Here is a 17,143-nt window from a genome sequence, read left to right as displayed (position 1 = left end):
GCCCTCTTCAGGGGGTTGACGGCCACCTGATGGGTGAGCGGCGGCCACGCGATCGGGCGGCAGTGGCAGGGGGTCAGCCGCGAGGGCAACGTCGGCGCCCCCTACGATGTGACGGCGACCAGCAGGGTGGCCGAGTTCAACGACGTGGAAGGTCTGGAGCGGCAGCTCGCGCACGGCGACGTGGCGGCCGTCCTCATGGAGCCCGCGCTGACGAACATCGGGATCGTGCTCCCCGAGCCCGGCTACCTGGACAAGGTCCGCGAGCTGACCCGCGCCTACGGCACGCTGCTCATCAACGACGAGACCCACACCTTCTCCGCCGGCCCAGGCGGCGCCACCGCGCTGTGGGGTCTGGAGCCCGACATGCTGACCATCGGCAAGGCGATCGGCGGGGGCGTGCCCGCGGGCGCGTACGGCATGTCGGCCGAGCTCGCCGACCGCGTGCTGGCCCGCACCGACCTGGACCTCGTCGACATGGGCGGCGTCGGCGGCACGCTCGCGGGCAACGCCATGTCGATGGCCGCCGTCCGCGCGACGCTCGGCGAGGTGCTCACCGACGAGGCGTTCGCGCACATGACGGCGCTGGCCGAGGTCTTCACCGAGGACGTGCGCGCCGTCATCGCCGACACGGGCCTGCCGTGGAGCGTCCAGCGGCTGGGCGCCCGCGCCGAGTACCGCTTCGCCGCCCCCGCGCCGGTCAACGGCACCGCCTCCCGCGCCGCCTCGGACGAGGAGCTCGACGACTACCTCCACCTGTACCTGGCCAACCGCGGCATCCTGCTGACGCCCTTCCACAACATGGCGCTCATGTGCCCCGACACCGTCCGCGCCGACGTCGACAGGCACGGCGTGCTGTTCCGCGAGGCGGTGGAGGAGCTCGTGGGCCGGTGATCCCTCTGACGGGGGAGCCGGTTCACCCTCCCAGGTGAGGGCCACGCCGCCGCCGTGCGCGAGCGTGTGAGCATGACGCGATGGATGACGTGGACCCCGTGGGCCGCCCTGGTCGGCGCCGTGGCCTACGGGGCCGTGCAGGCCTACTGGGCGGCAGGCCGCGCGCCCGCCTGGGTGCTCGGCTCCGACGTGATGTTCCCCTCCTGGGTGGTGATCTCCCTGTGCGCCGGCGTCGCGCTCGTGGTCGCGGGACTGCAGGTCAGCAGGGGCCGGCTGCCGCTGGTGCTCGCGGCGTACGCGCTGGGCATGAGCCTGCTGTCGGCCTCGGCGATGCTCCTGCTCGACGTCGTCGGCGGCATCCTGCCCGGCCTGGGCATCCCGCGTGACCCCGCCGCCTTCCTCAGCAGGGCGAGCTGCGCGGCCGTCGGCCTGCTCGCGGGGGCCACGGCCCTGGCGTGGCAGCGCCGCCGTACGGCGGACTGCCTGCGGTGCGTCGGCGTCCCTCGTCTCGACGCGACCCCCCGCTGGGGCCACATCGCGGCCTACGCGGCGGTGGCGGGCTGCCTGACCAGGATCGTCGCGCAGCTGACCATGGGTGTCAGCGTCCCCTACGCCACCAGCCCCTCGCTGCTGGTCTTCGAGTTCGGCTTCCTGCTCGCGGGCGTCCTGCTGCCGCTCGCGCTGGTGCACGGCTGGGGCAGGGTCTGGCCCCGGTGGGTGCTGCCGCTGGCGGGGCGCAGGGTGCCGCGCTGGCTGGTCGTCGGCCCCGGCTTCGGGATCGCGGGCGCGATGCTGGCCTACTTCGGCACCGGCGTCGGGCAGATGGTGGGCGAGACCATCGACGGCACCCTTGAGGAGCCCGCGTTCATGTGGGTGGCCGTCCCTGCCTACGTCGTCTGGGGCCTCGGCCTCGCCGTCGCCTCGTTCTCCTACTACCGGATCACCCGCCCGCCCTGCACGGCGTGCGGCCGCTAGCCTCCCTGGGTGTAGACGGTCTTCCAGCTGGAGCACCGCCCGGTCGCCTTGGCGGCGGTGCCTCTGCACACCCTGACCCTGACCTGCAGCGCACTGCCGACGTCCTTGCGGAAGGCTCTCGCGCCAGGGACGCAATTGGCGGACCGGGCCGTGCGCCAACGGCCGTTCTCGCTGCTCATCGCCCTGATCTGCACCCACGAGCAGCCCGCGCCCCTGGTGTCGACGAGCCTGCCGGACACGACGAAGCCCGACTGGCCGACGGCCACCGTGCCCCTGGCCTCGGCGTGGCCGTCGGTGGAGTGGACCGGCCCCCACTTCCAGACGGTGGGATCGGCGCCGGCGGGGGTGGCACCGGCGAGGACGATGACGGCGGCGGCGGTCACGCCGAGGAATGTGTTCACGAGGTCAAGATCTACCCGCGCCCGCTTGTGTCCGGCTTGGAACTCCGTTGCACCCGCAGGAAACCCGCGTGCGCCCGGCCGGCCGGCTCTCGTAAGCTGCGCGGGTGCTCAGCGACGCTCTCCTCGACCTGCCGTGGCCCTCGATCACCCACCGTGAGGCGACGGCGGAGCTGGTGCTGGCGGGCTGGACCCCGTGCGGCGTCGGCGACTGGGCGACGGGGCTGCGCTCCCCCGACGGGCTGTGGGTCGCCAGGGTGTGCCCGTTCGACCCGGCCTACGCCGCCTTCCTCGATCTGTGCCGCCGCAGGCCCGACAACCCCTACCTGCCACGCGTCGCCTTCGACACGCCGCTGGACGGCGGCGGCACCCTGGCCGTGCTGGAGTTCCTCGCCCCGCTCGAACCCGCGCGGGCCGAGCAGGTCGCCCGCCAGTGGCGGGAGGGGGCCGCCGACCCGGCGCTCGACGAGGTACGGCAGGCCGCCGCGGCCGTCGACACCGAGTATCGAGCGCGGATGCCCTGGTGGGACGGCATCGACCTGAACACCGGCAACGTGCGGCTGGCCCTCGACGGGCGCGTCGCGGTCATCGACGTGTTCTGCATGGACGGCGCCTCGCTGTACGCCCAGATCCTCAAGGACGCCGGCGTCGTCCGCGAGCAGCTGCCCGACAGCCGCCACATCCTGGACATCCCCTACATCGCCCGAGAGAGCACGCCCGAAGAGATCCGAGCCCTCCACGACGCCTGGACGGCGACTACCGGGTGAGGGCGTCCCTGATGGGCGCGAACGCCGCCGCCGCTCGGCCGTCCGCGTCGGCCTCCTCCCACAGCTCCCGCCATTCCGAGTCGTCTCCCGCGACCCGGTCCAGCGCGCGAACCGCCAGCGCCACCACGTCGTCGGGCACCTCGACCCCGCCGCCCGCCCTGAGGAACTCCGGCGCGTAGGCCGACGTGATCGGCGGCCCGCCCCGCTGCGCGGCGACGATCGCCGCCGCCGCGATCGCCTCGCAGGCGAGGTCGCTGTCGAGGTAGCCCTGCTCGTCGACGACGGTGGCCAACGCCCGCCTGATCAGCACCGGCCGCTGCGAAGCGTCGGCGTCCTGCAGGTCACCACACCAGTCGGCGGCCGTGTCGTTGTCGAACGGCCCCACATCCCACGCACCCATGAGGACGTTGTAGCGAACCCCACCGACAATCCTGGGGCCGTAGGGTCGGCAGTGTGGATCTGCTCATCCGCGACGCGACCCTGCGAGGCCGGCCGGGCACCTGGATGCTCGCCGCCGCCGACGGCGTCCTGACCGCGGTGGCCCCGGAGGACCGCGACGCGGCCGGTGCCGCGACCCTGGTGATCGACGCGGGCGGGCGGCTGGTCACCGAGCCGTTCGTCGACGCCCATCTGCACCTGTGCAAGGTGCACACGCTCGATCTGGCCGGCCCTCGGGCGCTCGAGGCCTACACCGAGGGCACGATGGGCGCGGCCATGGACGCGATCGAGACCGCCGCCGCCGTCAAACGCGACCAGGGCGCCGCGGCCGTCCTGGAGCGCGCCAGGCGGGCGCTGACGGAGTCGGTACGGCACGGCGTCCGTGCCGTCCAGGCGTTCGCCGACGTGGACCCGGACGCCGGGCTCACCGGGGTGGAGGCGCTGCTGGCGCTGAGGGAGGAGTTCCGCGACCGGGTCGAGGTGCGCGTCGTCGCCTTCCCCCAGGACGGGCTGCTGCGCCGTCCAGGCACCGAGGAACTGGTCGCCGAGGCGATCCGGCTGGGCGCCGACGTCGTGGGCGGCATCCCGTGGATCGAGTACACCGACGCCGACGCCGCCGAGCACGTGCGCCGGATGGTCGAGCTCGCCCGCCGTACGGGCAGGCGGGTGGCCATGCTGGTCGACGACGCCGGCGACCCCGGTCTGCGCACCACCGAGATGCTCGCCTCCGCGCTGCTGGCCTCGGGCGTGCGCGGCAGCGCGCAGCACGCCCGTGCGATGGCGCTCTACCCCGAGCCCTACCTGCGCAGGCTCATCGAGCTGTGCCGCGCGGCGGGCCTGGGGTTCGTCAGCGACCCGCACACGGGGCCGCTGCACCTGCCGGTCTTCACCCTCGCCGGCGCGGGGCTGCCGGTGGCTCTGGGGCAGGACGACATCGAGGACGCCTACTACCCTTTCGGCCGGCACAACCTGCTGGAGGTCGCGTTCCTGGCCGCGCACCTGCTGGACGCCCGCGCCGACGCCGATCTCGACCGGCTGTACGACATGGTGACGGTGGACGCCGCCCGCGTGCTGGGCCGCCGCGATCACCGCCTCGTTCCAGGGGCGCCCGCCGATCTGGTGGTCCTGGAGGGGCGGACGGTCAGGGAGTGCCTCACGCTGCACGCCCCGCCGCGGCACGTCGTCGTCGGCGGGCGGGTGGTCGCGAGCACGAGCACGAGCACGGAGTTCGCCCCGCCGCGCCGTTGACAGCCATACCAACCAAGCGCATGCTTCGTTCGGGCGCCGGGCGCGAGGTGCCGGTCAAAGGTCAGCCTCACGTCGAAGGGATGCGCCATGCCCGCGGACCAGAACCCCCAGCCGACGCCCCCGCCACGCCACACCAGGCGGCAGGTGTTACGCGGCGCGGCCGGAGCCGTCCTCACCACCGGCGTCCTGGGCGGCCTCGGCGGCACCGCCTACTCCGCCGTCGCCGACTTCGACGTCGTCGTGGTCGGCTCGGGCGCGGCGGGCATGACGGCGGCCCTGCGGGCGGCCAAGCGCGGGCTGCGCACCGTGGTGATCGAGAAGGCGCCCACGTTCGGCGGCTCGGCCGCCCGCTCGGGAGCGGGCATCTGGATCCCGAACAACGAGGTCATCCTCGCCGCCGGCGTCCCCGACACGCCCGCCAAGGCCGCCGCCTACCTCGCCGCCGTCGTGGGCGGCGGGGCGCCCGCCGACCGGCAGGCCGCGTTCCTGGCCAACGGGCCCGCCATGATCTCCTTCGTCATGCGGAACAGCCCGCTGCGTTTCCGCTGGATGGAGGGCTACTCCGACTACTATCCCGAGCTGCAGGGCGGGATGCCGAACGGCCGGTCCATCGAACCCGACCAGCTGGACGGCAGGGTTCTCGGCGCCGAGCTCGCCCACCTCAACCCCTCCTACATCCCCACGCCCGCCGGGCTGGTCGTGTTCAGCGCCGACTACAAATGGCTCACGCTCGCCGCCGTCAGCCTCAAGGGCGCGGCCGTCTCCGCCGAGTGCGTGGCCAGGTACACCGCCGCCGCGCTGCGCGGCGAGATCCCCCTCACGATGGGCCAGGCGCTGGCCGGCGGCCTGCGCGCGGGACTGCTCTCCGCCGGCGTGCCGGTGTGGCTCGACACCCCGCTGCTGGACCTGCAGTTCGACGCGAACGGCAGGGCCGTGGGCGTGGTCGTGGCGCAGAACGGCGGGCAGACGCTGGTCAGGGCGGCTCGCGGGGTCATCGTCGGCTCGGGCGGCTTCGAGCACAACCTGGCCATGCGCACGGAGTTCCAGCGGCAGCCCATCGGAACGGACTGGACGGTCGGCGCCCAGGAGAACACCGGCGACGGCATCAGGGCGGGCCGCCGGGCGGGCGCGGCCCTCGACCTGATGGACGACGCGTGGTGGGGGCCGGCCATCCCGCTGCCCGACGAACCGTACTTCTGCCTGGCCGAGCGCACCCTGCCGGGCTGCATCCTGGTCAACGGGGACGGCGTGCGGTTCGTCAACGAGGGCGCCCCGTACAGCGACGTCGTGCACGTCATGTACGACCGCAACGCGGGCGGGCCGCACATCCCGTCCTGGTTGATCATCGACCAGAACTACCGCAACAGGTATCTGTTCAAGGACATCGCGCCGACCCTGCCGTTCCCCGACTCCTGGTACGCCGCGGGCGCCGTCCACAAGGCGTGGACGGTCGGGGACCTGGCCACGAAGATCGGCGTGCCCTCCTCGGCGCTCCGCCAGACGGTCACCAGGTTCAACGGCTTCGCGCTGACGGGCAAGGACCTGGACTTCCACCGCGGCGACAGCGTCTACGACCACTACTACACCGACCCCGCCATCAGGCCTAACTCCTGCCTGGCGCCGCTGTGGCTGCCGCCGTACTACGCCATCAAGATCGTCCCAGGCGATCTGGGGACCAAGGGAGGGATGCGCACGGACGCGCGGGCCCGCGTGCTCCGCGCGGACGGATCGGTCATTCCGGGCCTGTACGCCGCGGGCAACGCCAGCGGAGCGGTGATGGGGCACAGTTACGCGGGGGCGGGCTCGACGCTCGGCCCCGCGATGACGTTCGGCTACGTCGCCGCCGACGACCTCGCCGACGCGACCTGACATCCGGCCCGCGCAGGGCCCGTCAGACCGACGACCGGCCGTGCAGGACGAGCGCCCAGATCAGCAGCGCGAACGCGGGGACGCTGGTGAGCACCCTGACCATGTTGAACGTGGCCCACCTGGCCTCGTCGAACCGCTGACGGACCGCGGCCACGTCGATCTGGTCAGGGTGCCCCGCCGCCTTGATCGCGTCGTTGCGCGGCACGTTGATCGCGATCGTGATGACGAACGTGACGACGTACAGCACGAGCGCGACGACGATCCAAGGCAGGGCGGGCCTGCCCAGCTGCGTGAGCGCGGCGGCGACGCCGAACAGCAGGGCGCCGAGGAAACCGCCGCCGAGGAACCACGGATTGATGATCGCTCTGTCGATCGACTGGAAAGCGCCGACGAAGGTGCGATCGTCCGTCCGTTTGAGGCCGGGCATGATGGTGTGCGCGTAGAGCGCGAACACGCTGGACACCATTCCCATCGAAAGCGTCGCGGCGATCAGGGCCAGTGTCCGCAGTACATCCATCATGCGCTCCCAGCGAAAGGTGGGGGGCGGGTCCACCCCGGACGACCGTAGCGGACCGACCCTGCCGCGCGCCTGTAGAAAAACTACCGATTTGTCGGTTCCACGCCTCGGACGCCCCTACACGGGCTCGGGCGCGAGCGGCGGGCCGTCGGGCAGCTCGGAGGGAGCGCGCCACCCGCCGAGGAACTCCTGCGCCATGGCGCACGCACCGGCGAACGGGCCGTCGGGATGGGCCAGGCTCGCCGCGGTGATCCGGCCGATCGTCTCGTTCACCAGCGCCCCCGCCGACTCCGCGTCGCCCACCTTCCCCGCCCGATCCGCGAGGTATCCGATCGAGGCTCCCGCGCCGCACACGAAGTCGGCGAGCGGCACGACGCCGCGTTGCCGAAGCGCGCGCAGCCCGCTGCGCGTGTACGGGACGTTGGCCGCCGGCGCGATCACCCGCGCCCGCACCCTGGCCGCCCTGTCCCCGTCCAGCACCCCGGTCCGCGCGCCGGGCACCAGGACGTCGGCGGCCACGTCGTACAGCGCGGCGGGAGGGCGGACGGGCAGGCCCAGCCGGCCGACGCAGGCGTCGCCGTACAGGGACCGCAGCTCGAACAGCCGGGCCACGTCCAGTCCTGCCTCGTCCACCACGCAGCCGTGCGCGGTCGACAGCGCGGTGACGCGCCCCTCCCGCCTGGCCGCCTCGCGCACCACGCCGCCGCCCACCTTGCCGAACCCCTCGACCGCGAGCGTCCGCCCCGCGAGCCCGTCGAGCGCGGTGTCGGCCGCGGCGACCACGCCGAGCCCCGTCACGATCGTGTCCACCAGCTCGCCGCCGACGTCCTGGTGCATGACCGAGTCGGTCCGATAGTCGGGCAGCGTCACGAAATCCTGGGTCCTGGTGCCCAGATCGGACGAGGTGAAGAACAGCCCGCTCCGCACGAGCGGCGTGATCTCCTCGCAGTACCGGGCCACCGCGGCGGCGCGATGCTCCGGGTCGGCCCGCAGCACCGCCTTCGCTCCGCCGATCCGCTCGCCGAGCACGGCGAACTTGTAGGTCATCGCCCGGGCCAGCAGCTCGGCCTCCCCGCGGGTGACGTCCGGAGCCAGCCGCGTGCCTCCCGCACTCATCGGGCAGTCCAGGTCGAAGGCGATGAACCCATCGACCGAGCCCAGCTCCACGATCTTCACTCGCGCTCCTCGTTCCGTCCTGCCGCCTGGGGGTGGGTCCGACAGTAAGGACCGCGAAGGCACGCCTCTTCGTCGAATACGACGAAGCTGCCGGGGCCCGCTCGTGCGCCCGCGCGGGGCTTCCAGGGTCCGTACGCTCGCGCGCCGGAGATCGTCCGCTGCGCGATAGCGTTCTCCCATGCCCGACCTCCAGCGTCTCCGACTCGGCCACGGCCCCGCCCTCCTGACGTTCGAGCAGGAGAACCGCGCCTACTTCGCCGCCTCGATCCCGGACCGCGGCGACGACTACTTCGCCGAGTTCGACGCACGGCTGACCGCCCTGGTCGCCGAGCAGGCCGCCGGACTCCACCACTTCCACGTCCTGGTGGGCGACGACGGCAGCGTGCTGGGGCGCGTCAACCTGATCGACGTGGCGGACGGATCGGCCGAGCTCGGCTACCGCATCGCCAAGAGCGCCTCAGGACAGGGCCTCGCCACGAGCGCCGTCCGCCAGGTGTGCGCCCTGGCCGCCACCGAATACGGCCTGACCACGCTGCGGGCGGAGACCACGCTGGACAACGCCGCGTCGCGAACCGTACTGACCCGCACCGGATTCGTCCCCACCGGCGAGATGACGCTGGACGACCGCCCAGGCATCCGCTACACCCGCGACCTCACCGGCTGACCTTCCCTCGACCACCGGCGTCGCGGACCGTCGAGGTGACCTCTTCTCGGGCCGAACCGCTGCGTTCCGGCCCGGAGAAGGGCTGTTCGCGCGGCGACTTGCCAAGACATTGCCATCCGCGCAGGCGAGGCCTTCCCTAGTGGGCACAGGGGTTCCCGACGTCATGGCGTGGCGATCTGTCACAGTATGCGATATTTCCGTCACTCTCCATGACGGCAGGGTAATCCGACCGGTTCCAGGCTTTGTCTTTCCCCAGGTGACCGCCGGACTTTTCGCTCATTAGCGTGGAATTCCGTTCTTACGTCGAATCGGCGAAGGCGATGCCGATTCGGCTTTCCGTCAGCCCGGGCACCGCCCGGGGCGCAACTGATTTCACCCTGGAGTCATCTGTCATGATCAAAATCAGGCACGCGCTCGCAGCCGGGGCGATGGGAGCCTCGGCCCTCATCGTCCCAGTGACGATGCCGGCACAACTCGCCAGCGCGGAACCCGTGGCCGGGACCGCTGTCGCGACCGCTCCCGTTCTCTCTTCGGCGGCCGACCCCTGCGCCAGGCACAAGAACCCGCAGAAGTGCCGGGAACAGCGCGGCGGCGGTGACGACGAACTCGGCGACGACAACATCACGCGTCCCGAAGGTGGCGGCGTCGACGACTGACGCTGGAGCAGCGGCGTCGAACGCCCTTACAGAACGGCCCTCCCCGGCCCCGGTCCCCTGGACAGCCGGGGAAGGGCTTGAGCCCCACACCACACCCCGCTTCCCGGAGACCGAGAGGGATGCCCGTTTACCCCTCTCCGCTGCGAGCATGGGTCCGCAGGGGGTGATGGCGACATGCGCTTCGACATCATCGTGGAGACACCGCGGGGCTCCCGGAACAAGTACGAGATGGACGCCGACCTGCGGCGGATCCGTCTGGACCGGTTGCTGTTCACCTCCACCGCCTACCCCTACGACTACGGCTTCCTGCCCGGCACCCTGGCCGAGGACGGTGACCCCCTGGACGCCCTGGTGCTGGGCGAGGTGCCGACGTTCCCCGGGTGCGTGATCCGGTCCCGCCCCGTCGCGGTGTTCTGGATGCGCGACGAGCAGGGCCCGGACGCCAAGATCCTGTGCGTGCCGGCGGACGATCCTCGCTTCGACCGGTACCAGGACATGGAGGACGTGCCGATCTACGTACGGGGCGAGATCGGGCACTTCTTCGCCGTCTACAAGGATCTGGAGCCGGGCAAGACCGCCGACGCCAGGGAGTGGGAGCCGCGCGAGTGCGCGGAGCGCCTGGTCGAGGAGGCCGTCGCTCGTTTCGCACGGCAGGCTGAGGGCTCGGACTCTCGGGCCTGACCCGGCGCCGCGGTGGTGCGCTTCACCTGTCCCGCTCGTCGTGTCCAGTCGTCGTGTCACATTCCTTCCTCGCCAGGGGTCGTACCCGTAGAGGGGACAACACCCCAGGCCGGAATGAATGTGGAGAAGTCATGACATCACCAATCTTGGTCACCGGCGGCACTGGCACGCTCGGGCGCCTGGTCGTCCCGCTGCTGCGCGACGCGGGCCGTGATGTGCGGGTGCTCAGTCGGAGTGCGCGTCCGTCGGTGGACGGGGTCGAGTTCGTGACCGGTGACGTGTCCACCGGCGAGGGGCTCGATGCCGCGCTGGAGGGGGTCGAGACGGTGATGCACTGCGCCGGCAGCGCCAAGGGTGACGAGGACAAGGCCAGGAACCTGGTGCAGGCGGCGTCCGCGGCGGGGGTGCGGCACCTGGTCTACATCTCGGTCGTCGGGGTCGACCGGGTACCGGTGGTCAGCAGCCTGGATCGGGCCATGTTCGGGTACTTCGCGGCCAAGCGGGAGGCCGAGCGGATCGTGGCGGAGTCGGGGGTGCCGTGGACCACGCTGCGTGCGACCCAGTTCCATGACTGGGTTCTGATGACGTTGCGGCAGATGGCCAGGATTCCGGTGATGCCGTTGTGGGGTGGCATGCGGTTCCAGCCGGTCGACGCCGGTGAGGTGGCGGCGCGGCTGGTGGAGCTGGCGTTGGGTGAGCCGGCCGGTCTGGTGCCTGATATCGCGGGGCCGCGGGTGTACGGGATGAAGGAGCTCGCCCGCGGCTATCTGCGGGCCAGCGGCAAGCGCCGGTTGGTCATACAGGTGAGAACGCCGGGCAAGGCCGCCGCGGCGTACCGGAAAGGTGCCAACCTCGCTCCGGAGCGGGCCGTGGGCCACCGTACCTGGGAGGACTTCCTGGCCGAGCGGCTACGTCAGGACCGATGACACCCCGGCCTGTTCGCCATCAGCGGCCCGTCGATCTCCCGGCGTCTCGGCGTGCTCAAGGGAGCGGGCTCGTCACCGAGCGCCGCGAGGGCAACCGCTCCTTCCATACACTGGATCTTCTCCACGCCGGCCGAGGCGCGACCGGCCACCCGCGTCGGCAGGTTCCTCAGCGCCGTCCGTCCCGAGCAGATCGCGTTGCGCCGCCCCAGGTGGCGTCCCGTACCGGAAAGCGAGCGGTCATGAGGCAGACACGTCTGTCCAGCGTCGTCGAACGGCGACTGCTGGTGAACTACCGGGTCGCCCCCGAGGCCGCGGCGGATCTCCTGCCCGAGCCGCTGCGCCCCCACCTGGTCAACGGCCACGCCGTCGCCGGCATCTGCCTGCTGCGGCTGGGCGGGGTCCGGCCCGTCTGGGCCCCGAAGGCGCTCGGGCTGCGCACCGAGAACGCCGCGCACCGGATCGCCGTCGAATGGGACGGCCCCGCCGGGGTCGAGACCGGCGTCTACATTCCGCGCCGCGACACCGCCTCGCGCCTCACGGTCTGGGCCGGCGGCCGCGTCTTCCCCGGCGAACACGGCCGCGCCGACTTCGACATCCACGAGACCAGGGACCGCCTGCACGTCGCGTACGCCACCAGAGGAGGCGGCACCCGGGTGGACGTCACCGTCGAGGTGACCGACGAGCTGCGGGGCAGCGAGCTCTTCGCCGACCTGGCGGAGGCCTCGGCCTTCTTCCAGGACGGCTCCAGGGGCTTCTCCGCGACCCGATCCGGCCGGCACCTCGACGGCATGGAACTGGGCACCGACGCCTGGCGCCTGGAGGCCTGCCGTATCGACTCCGCGGAGTCCTCCTTCTTCGACGACACCCGCCGCTTCCCCGCGGGCAGCGCCACCCTCGACTGCGCCCTCGTCATGCGCGACGTCCCCGTGGTCTGGCGCTCCCTGCCTGCCATGGCCGGCGCCCGCTGAGGCACCCGAGCGCGGTCGGCGACCTCGCGCGACCCTACGACCAGAGCCTGCGCTAGGCGACGGAGCCGTACACGGGCTTGCCCACCCACTCGTAGGTCATGTAGACGACGCCGGCGTCGGTGCTGGACGTCCCGGTGAGCTTCAGCCCGGCCGGAGTGGTTCCCTCGGCGAACAGCCGCTTTCCCTCGCCGAGGACGACGGGGAAGACCAGCAGCCGGTATTCGTCGACCAGTTCGGCCTCCTGAAGCGTGCGAATGAGGTCGCTGCTGCCCTGGACGATGATCTCGCCGTCGGTGCGCCGCTTGAGGTCGGCGACCGTCTGCGCGGCCTCGCCCACCAGGACCTCCGTGTTGCGCCACTCGGCGTTCATCGGTGTACTCGTGGTGACGTACTTCCGCATGCTGTTGATCTTCGCGCCGCCTTCCTCGTCGGGCACGCCAGGCCAGTGCGAGGCGAGGATCTCGTACGACCTGCGTCCCAGGAGCATGGCGTCCGCGCGGTCGAACTGCTCGTCCATGATGCGGCCGAACCCCTCGTCCACGTGCGGCGCCAGCCATCCGCCGTGCTGGAAACCGTTGGAGTCGTCCTCGCCAGGCCCGCCGGGGGCCTGCATGACGCCGTCCAACGACACGAAGGTCGAAACAACCAGCCTGCTCGCCATCTGCCACTCCTTTGTCGCGGTGCGAAGAGCCGGCCTGTCCGGCTCCCTGTTCTCGATCTGCCTTCAGCCTGGCGGAGTCCGCTTACGGATTCCTTAAGGCTTCCCTCTGACGCGCGGCGGGCCGCGATGTCGCAGGCCGCCCGCGATGTCGCGGGCGGGCTGCGGTGGTGACGGCGGAAGGCCGCCTAGAGCGTGGGGTGGATGAGGTCGGCGGCGCGGAGGGCGGCGGCCAGCGCGTCAGGGTGGCCGGTGCGGGTGTAGACCTCGGCCGCGGTGTCGGTGAACTTGATGACGTGCTCGTCGGCGTGGGCGATCGCCCTGTCCAGCACCTCGGCGACGGCCCCGGAGCCGGACGGCGGGACGGGCAGCGCCGTGCGCGGCGCGCCGTCGGGCGGGGCGTAGGCGGAGTAGATCGCCGCGGTGGTCGTCCAGATCGCGGTCAGGCTCGGCGCCCATAGCTCGCGGGGCAGGGCCGGCAGGGCGTGAAGCACCGCGTTGGGCGCGGTGGCGGTGTGCACCAGCAGGACGGGTTGCCCGTGCCCATGGGCCAGGTAGCGCAGCGTGGCCGCTGCAACCAGGTCCGCCAGCCGGCCGGGCACCTCGTCCGGTGTCGTGGCGGGGGCCAGCCCGGCCACCGCCGCCTCCCAGCCGGCCAGGTGCGGCAGTTGGCCGAACCGGCCGGCCACGTTGCCGCGCTGGTCGGGGATCCGGGGGATGCCATCCAGCGCCGCGAGCGGGCTGAGTCGCCCCGCGGGTGGGCCCGCGGCCGGCACGGGCCGGGACCTGGCCGCCCAGAACGCCAGCCCGTGGGCGAGCTCGCCGAGGGTGGCAGGGTTCTCGGCGCCGGCGAGCAGCGCGCGCACCACGTGCCCGACCCTGATGACGCCGTGCGTGGTGCCCGCCACGATCCCCGGCAGCAGCCGCGCCCACCAGGTGGCCAGCACCTCGCGCCACGGTCGTTCCTCCAGCGCCCGGCCGAAGTACGTGGTCCAGTCGCCGACCCGCCGTCCGTCTCCGAGCGCCTCGGCCCAGTCCGCGTCGGTGATGTCGGCGGTGCGGGAGGGCATCTCGTCGAGCCGGTCCAGGTACGCCTGCACCCAGCGGTCCACGTGGTCGGCCCGCCCCCGGCGTACCAGCACCTCCACGGCCATCGGGCCGTGGTTGGTCAGCTGGTCCTCCCCCCATTCGGGACCGGTGCGGTGGAACCGTTCGTAGGCCTCGTTCAGCACGCCGCCGCTCACAGACGTCACCCCATTCGCATCGCCAGGTGGCCGAAGGGGACCAGTCTGCGCCGGAACGCCGGAGGAGGACATCCGTGCCGGCCACGCATCGACCACGCAGAGCCCACCTACTCAAAACCCCTGGGATGGTGGTCAGATATGTCAGGTGAGCCCGGAATCGGTGTCGCGGCGCGAGGCAGAGGTGCTGGCCCTCCTCCACGAGCACCTGTCGAACGCCCAGATCGCGGGCCGCCTGCACCTTTCCGTGCGCACCGTCGAGAATCACGTGTCCTCGCTCCTGCGCAAGTACGGCGTCGCCGACCGGCGGGCGCTGGCCGCCATCGCCGGGCGGGCACCGGACGCCCCTTCTCCCCTCGGCCGGATCGCGGGCACGCCCACCTGGCGCACCGGTTTCACCGGACGAGCGCACGAACGCGACGCCGTCCTGGCTCTCTTGCGGCCCCGGCGGCTGGTGACCCTGGCCGGACCGGGCGGGGTCGGCAAGACGCGGCTGGCCGCGGTCGTCGCCGAGGCCGCCGCGCAGGACTTCCCGCTGGGCGGGGCGTTCGTGGACCTCGTCCCGGTGCGAGAAGGGCAGGTCGCAGGGGCCGTGGCCAGGGCGCTCGGGGTGAGCGAGTCACCAGGCCGGTCGCTGGAGGACGCCGTGGCGTGCGCGCTCGGCGGGCAGCGGCGGCTGCTGATCCTGGACAACTGCGAGCACGTGCTCGACAGCGCGGCCACTCTCGCCGACCGGGTGCTGTCCCAGTGCCCTGACGTCGCCGTCCTGGCCACGAGCCGCGAACGGCTCGGCGTGCCGGGCGAGCACGTGATGCCGATCTCGCCGCTGCCATTGGCCTCCGACGCCGAAGCGCTGTTCGCGGACCGGGCCGCCGCGGTCGATCCCGGCTTCACGGCGGAACCTGCGGTCGTCGCCGAGATCTGCGCCCGGCTGGACGGCATGCCGCTCGCGATCGAGCTGGCCGCCGCCCGCTGCGCCTCGCTGGGGGCGGACGGCCTGCTGGCCGCGCTGGACGACACGCTGCGACTCCTGGCGGGCAGCCGCCACCCCGACGAGCGGCACCGCTCCCTGCGCGCGGTGATCGGCTGGAGTCACGACCTGCTCGCCGACGACGAACGGGCCCTCTTCCCCCGGCTGGCCGTCTTCGCCGGCGCGTTCGACCTCGACGCCGCCCATAGCGTGGCCCCCTACGCCACCCGTGGTGTCGGCCCAGTCGACTCCCGAAGCGTCGCCCCCTACGCCACCCGTGGTGTCGGCCCCTTCGACTCCCTGAGCGCCGTCGCCGACGTCCTGGGCAGGCTGGTCGACAAGAGCCTGGTCGTCCGAGGCCGGGAGGCGGGCTCCTGGCTGCTGCTCGAGACCGTTCGCGCGTACGGTCTCGACCGGCTGGCGGCGAGCGGCGACCTGGACGAGGTCAGGGACCTGCACCTGCGGTGGGCGGCCGAGACCGCGCACGCGCTGGCGGAGCACCAGGGCGAGCAGTGGCGGGAGCGCTTCGACGCCGTGTGCGACGACCTGCGGGCGGCGCTGCGGAACGCCCCACCGGGCCCCGGCGTGCTTCCGCACCGCCTCGCGCGCTCGCTCGGCCACCTCGCCTACGCCCGCCGCCTGGTCAGCGAATCGCTGGAGCACTTCAAGGAGGCGGCCCGCCGCGCCCCCACCGCCTCGGACTCCGCCGCGGATCTGCGCACCGCCGCGCAGGTCGTTTTCGCGGTGGGGCTCGCCCGCGGGGCGTTCGACCTGCTCGTGGAGTCCGCCGCTCAGGCGGAGGCCGCGGACGACGGCAACGCCCGCACGATCGCGCTCGCCGACGCCGTCGTCACGGCCGGCAGGTTCACCTCGGGCTTCCCCGAACCGGTCCCCCGCCGGCGGTTGCGCGAGCTGCTGGACGAGGCGGCCATGGCGGGCGAGCCCGGCGATCCCGTGGTGACCGCCCACCTGGCCGCCGCCGACGCCTGGTGCCCTCCCTGGCCCGAGACGCTGTCCGAGACCTCCCCTGCTCCGTCACGCGAGGACTCCCCCGACACACCGCCCGAACCATCCCTCGCCGAGGCCGCCGTGGCGGCGGCGCGCGAGACCTCCCCCGAACCGTCCCTCGCCGAGACCTCCTCTGCTCCGGCGCGCGAGATTTTCCTCGAGACGTCGCCCGAGCCGGCTCTCGCCGAGGCCGCCGTGGCGGCGGCGCGCGCCGCAGGCGACCCCATCCTCATCAGCGCGGCCCTGGACGCGCCCGGCACGCTGGCGATCCGCGCGGGCCGGTTCCGCCGGGCGTACCGCATCGCACGGGAACGGCTGGCGCTGGTGGAGCTGATGGACCGCCGCCACCCGGCCTCCGCGGCCGAGATCCTCGACTCCTTCCACAACGCCTGGCTCTGCGCGTTCGCCACCGGCGACCTCCAGGCGGCGCTGTCCACGGCCGAGCGGATCACCCGCGACGACCTGCTCGGCGCTCACCCGTACCGCTCCGCCGGCAAGCTGATCCCGCCGCTGGTGCTGCTCGGTCGCTTCGACGAGGCGCTGGAACACGCCCAGCCCATGTGGGAGGCCTGGCGGCGCTCCGGCATGCCGATCGCCGCCTGGCTCTCCCCCGCCGCCTCGGCCATCGCGCTCGCCCACGGCCTGCGCGGCGAGCACGGCGCGTACCGGCTCTGGCGGGCCCGCGCCGAGCGCGCCCTGGACACGGGCGAGGCCGCCCCAGGCCCCATGGTCTTCGCCGCTTTCGTGGACGCCCGCGTCGCCGTGAACACGGGCACCGTCGAGGACGCGGCGGCCCTGGTCTGCCGGGCCTTCACCGGCACCTCCACGGGCTGGTCGGCCGCCTACGCCCGCGCCGCGGGGGCCGAGCTGGCCGTCCTCGCCGGCCTGCCCGACGCGGACCGCCGCCTGGCCGCCGCCGCCGAGTCGGCCGGTGAGAACGAGTGGGCCGCCGCCTGCCTGGCGCGCGCCCGCGGCCATCTGTACGGCGCGGCCGCCTTCGAGGAGTCGCTGGGCCGGTGGAGCCGCATCGGCGCGCGGTTCGAGAGCGAGCGCACCTCGCGCCTGCTCGCGACCTGACCCGCGAGCCCGCCC

General features: G+C 72.9%; 17 protein-coding genes. 11 read left to right on the top strand and 6 right to left on the bottom strand.

Going from position 1 to position 17,143, the window contains the following annotated elements; all coding sequences use genetic code 11:
* The first annotated feature begins 33 nt into the window (after nt 1–33).
* Together ACFSKW_RS32955 and ACFSKW_RS32950 are read left to right on the top strand one after the other, a co-directional pair.
* The gene (locus ACFSKW_RS32955; protein WP_379576442.1) at nt 34–891 is read left to right on the top strand and encodes an aminotransferase class III-fold pyridoxal phosphate-dependent enzyme; all 858 of its coding nucleotides are present in this window, start codon (nt 34–36) and stop codon (nt 889–891) included.
* A 72-nt stretch (nt 892–963) separates the two neighbouring features.
* The gene (locus ACFSKW_RS32950) at nt 964–1,866 is read left to right on the top strand and encodes a hypothetical protein (RefSeq protein ID WP_379576440.1); all 903 of its coding nucleotides are present in this window, start codon (nt 964–966) and stop codon (nt 1,864–1,866) included.
* Here ACFSKW_RS32950 and ACFSKW_RS32945 read toward each other — a convergent pair.
* A complete protein-coding gene (locus ACFSKW_RS32945; RefSeq protein WP_379576438.1) occupies nt 1,863–2,267 on the bottom strand; it encodes a hypothetical protein in 405 nt (134 codons plus the stop codon). The two genes, ACFSKW_RS32950 and ACFSKW_RS32945, sit on opposite strands and share 4 nt — an antisense overlap.
* A 104-nt stretch (nt 2,268–2,371) precedes the next feature.
* Between ACFSKW_RS32945 and ACFSKW_RS32940 the strand changes: the two genes are divergently transcribed.
* A complete protein-coding gene (locus ACFSKW_RS32940) occupies nt 2,372–3,031 on the top strand; it encodes a hypothetical protein (RefSeq protein ID WP_379576436.1) in 660 nt (219 codons plus the stop codon).
* Here ACFSKW_RS32940 and ACFSKW_RS32935 read toward each other — a convergent pair.
* Entirely contained in the window at nt 3,021–3,431 is a 411-nt protein-coding gene (locus ACFSKW_RS32935; protein ID WP_379576434.1) for a DUF4259 domain-containing protein, read from the bottom strand. The two genes, ACFSKW_RS32940 and ACFSKW_RS32935, sit on opposite strands and share 11 nt — an antisense overlap.
* Nucleotides 3,432–3,484: 53 nt before the next feature.
* Between ACFSKW_RS32935 and ACFSKW_RS32930 the strand changes: the two genes are divergently transcribed.
* Both ACFSKW_RS32930 and kstD read left to right on the top strand, forming a co-directional pair.
* Entirely contained in the window at nt 3,485–4,717 is a 1,233-nt protein-coding gene (locus ACFSKW_RS32930; RefSeq protein ID WP_379576432.1) for an amidohydrolase family protein, read from the top strand.
* A gap of 87 nt (nt 4,718–4,804) precedes the next feature.
* Entirely contained in the window at nt 4,805–6,586 is a 1,782-nt protein-coding gene (gene kstD / locus ACFSKW_RS32925) for a 3-oxosteroid 1-dehydrogenase (RefSeq protein ID WP_379576430.1), read from the top strand.
* A gap of 22 nt (nt 6,587–6,608) precedes the next feature.
* On the opposite strand, the gene ACFSKW_RS32920 is transcribed toward kstD, so the two are convergent.
* The gene (locus ACFSKW_RS32920) at nt 6,609–7,106 is read right to left on the bottom strand and encodes an anthrone oxygenase family protein (RefSeq protein WP_379576428.1); all 498 of its coding nucleotides are present in this window, start codon (nt 7,104–7,106) and stop codon (nt 6,609–6,611) included.
* Between the two features lie 114 nt (nt 7,107–7,220).
* A complete protein-coding gene (locus tag ACFSKW_RS32915) occupies nt 7,221–8,279 on the bottom strand; it encodes a Glu/Leu/Phe/Val dehydrogenase dimerization domain-containing protein (protein ID WP_379576426.1) in 1,059 nt (352 codons plus the stop codon).
* Between the two features lie 178 nt (nt 8,280–8,457).
* On the opposite strand from ACFSKW_RS32915, the gene ACFSKW_RS32910 reads away from it, so the two are divergent.
* The 5 genes from ACFSKW_RS32910 to ACFSKW_RS32890 all read left to right on the top strand — a co-directional run bounded on the left by ACFSKW_RS32910 (nt 8,458) and on the right by ACFSKW_RS32890 (nt 12,174).
* Nucleotides 8,458–8,943, top strand: coding sequence for a GNAT family N-acetyltransferase (locus ACFSKW_RS32910; RefSeq protein WP_379576424.1), 486 nt, complete (start codon nt 8,458–8,460; stop codon nt 8,941–8,943).
* 284 nt (nt 8,944–9,227) lie between these two features.
* Nucleotides 9,228–9,599, top strand: a complete 372-nt coding sequence (locus ACFSKW_RS32905; RefSeq protein ID WP_379576422.1) for a hypothetical protein — start codon at nt 9,228–9,230, stop codon at nt 9,597–9,599.
* Nucleotides 9,600–9,773: 174 nt separating this feature from the next.
* Nucleotides 9,774–10,280 carry an inorganic diphosphatase gene (locus tag ACFSKW_RS32900; protein WP_379576420.1) on the top strand — a complete coding sequence of 169 codons (507 nt, stop codon included), beginning with the start codon at nt 9,774–9,776 and terminating at the stop codon, nt 10,278–10,280.
* A 131-nt stretch (nt 10,281–10,411) separates the two neighbouring features.
* Nucleotides 10,412–11,206, top strand: a complete 795-nt coding sequence (locus ACFSKW_RS32895) for an SDR family oxidoreductase (protein ID WP_379576418.1) — start codon at nt 10,412–10,414, stop codon at nt 11,204–11,206.
* Nucleotides 11,207–11,445: 239 nt separating this feature from the next.
* Complete coding sequence (locus tag ACFSKW_RS32890; RefSeq protein WP_379576416.1) at nt 11,446–12,174, top strand: DUF2071 domain-containing protein; 729 nt, start codon at nt 11,446–11,448, stop codon at nt 12,172–12,174.
* A 52-nt stretch (nt 12,175–12,226) separates the two neighbouring features.
* Here the strand turns inward: ACFSKW_RS32890 and ACFSKW_RS32885 are convergent, their stop codons facing one another.
* Both ACFSKW_RS32885 and ACFSKW_RS32880 read right to left on the bottom strand, forming a co-directional pair.
* Entirely contained in the window at nt 12,227–12,835 is a 609-nt protein-coding gene (locus ACFSKW_RS32885) for a dihydrofolate reductase family protein (RefSeq protein WP_379576414.1), read from the bottom strand.
* Nucleotides 12,836–13,020: 185 nt separating this feature from the next.
* Entirely contained in the window at nt 13,021–14,076 is a 1,056-nt protein-coding gene (locus ACFSKW_RS32880; protein WP_379576412.1) for a questin oxidase family protein, read from the bottom strand.
* 145 nt (nt 14,077–14,221) lie between these two features.
* Between ACFSKW_RS32880 and ACFSKW_RS32875 the strand changes: the two genes are divergently transcribed.
* The gene (locus ACFSKW_RS32875; RefSeq protein WP_379576410.1) at nt 14,222–17,128 is read left to right on the top strand and encodes an ATP-binding protein; all 2,907 of its coding nucleotides are present in this window, start codon (nt 14,222–14,224) and stop codon (nt 17,126–17,128) included.
* The last annotated feature ends 15 nt before the right edge of the window (nt 17,129–17,143 follow it).

Source organism: Nonomuraea mangrovi, from assembly GCF_042681425.1.
Taxonomy (GTDB): Bacteria; Actinomycetota; Actinomycetes; order Streptosporangiales; family Streptosporangiaceae; genus Nonomuraea; species Nonomuraea mangrovi.
This window is presented reverse-complemented; position numbering and strand designations above follow the sequence as displayed.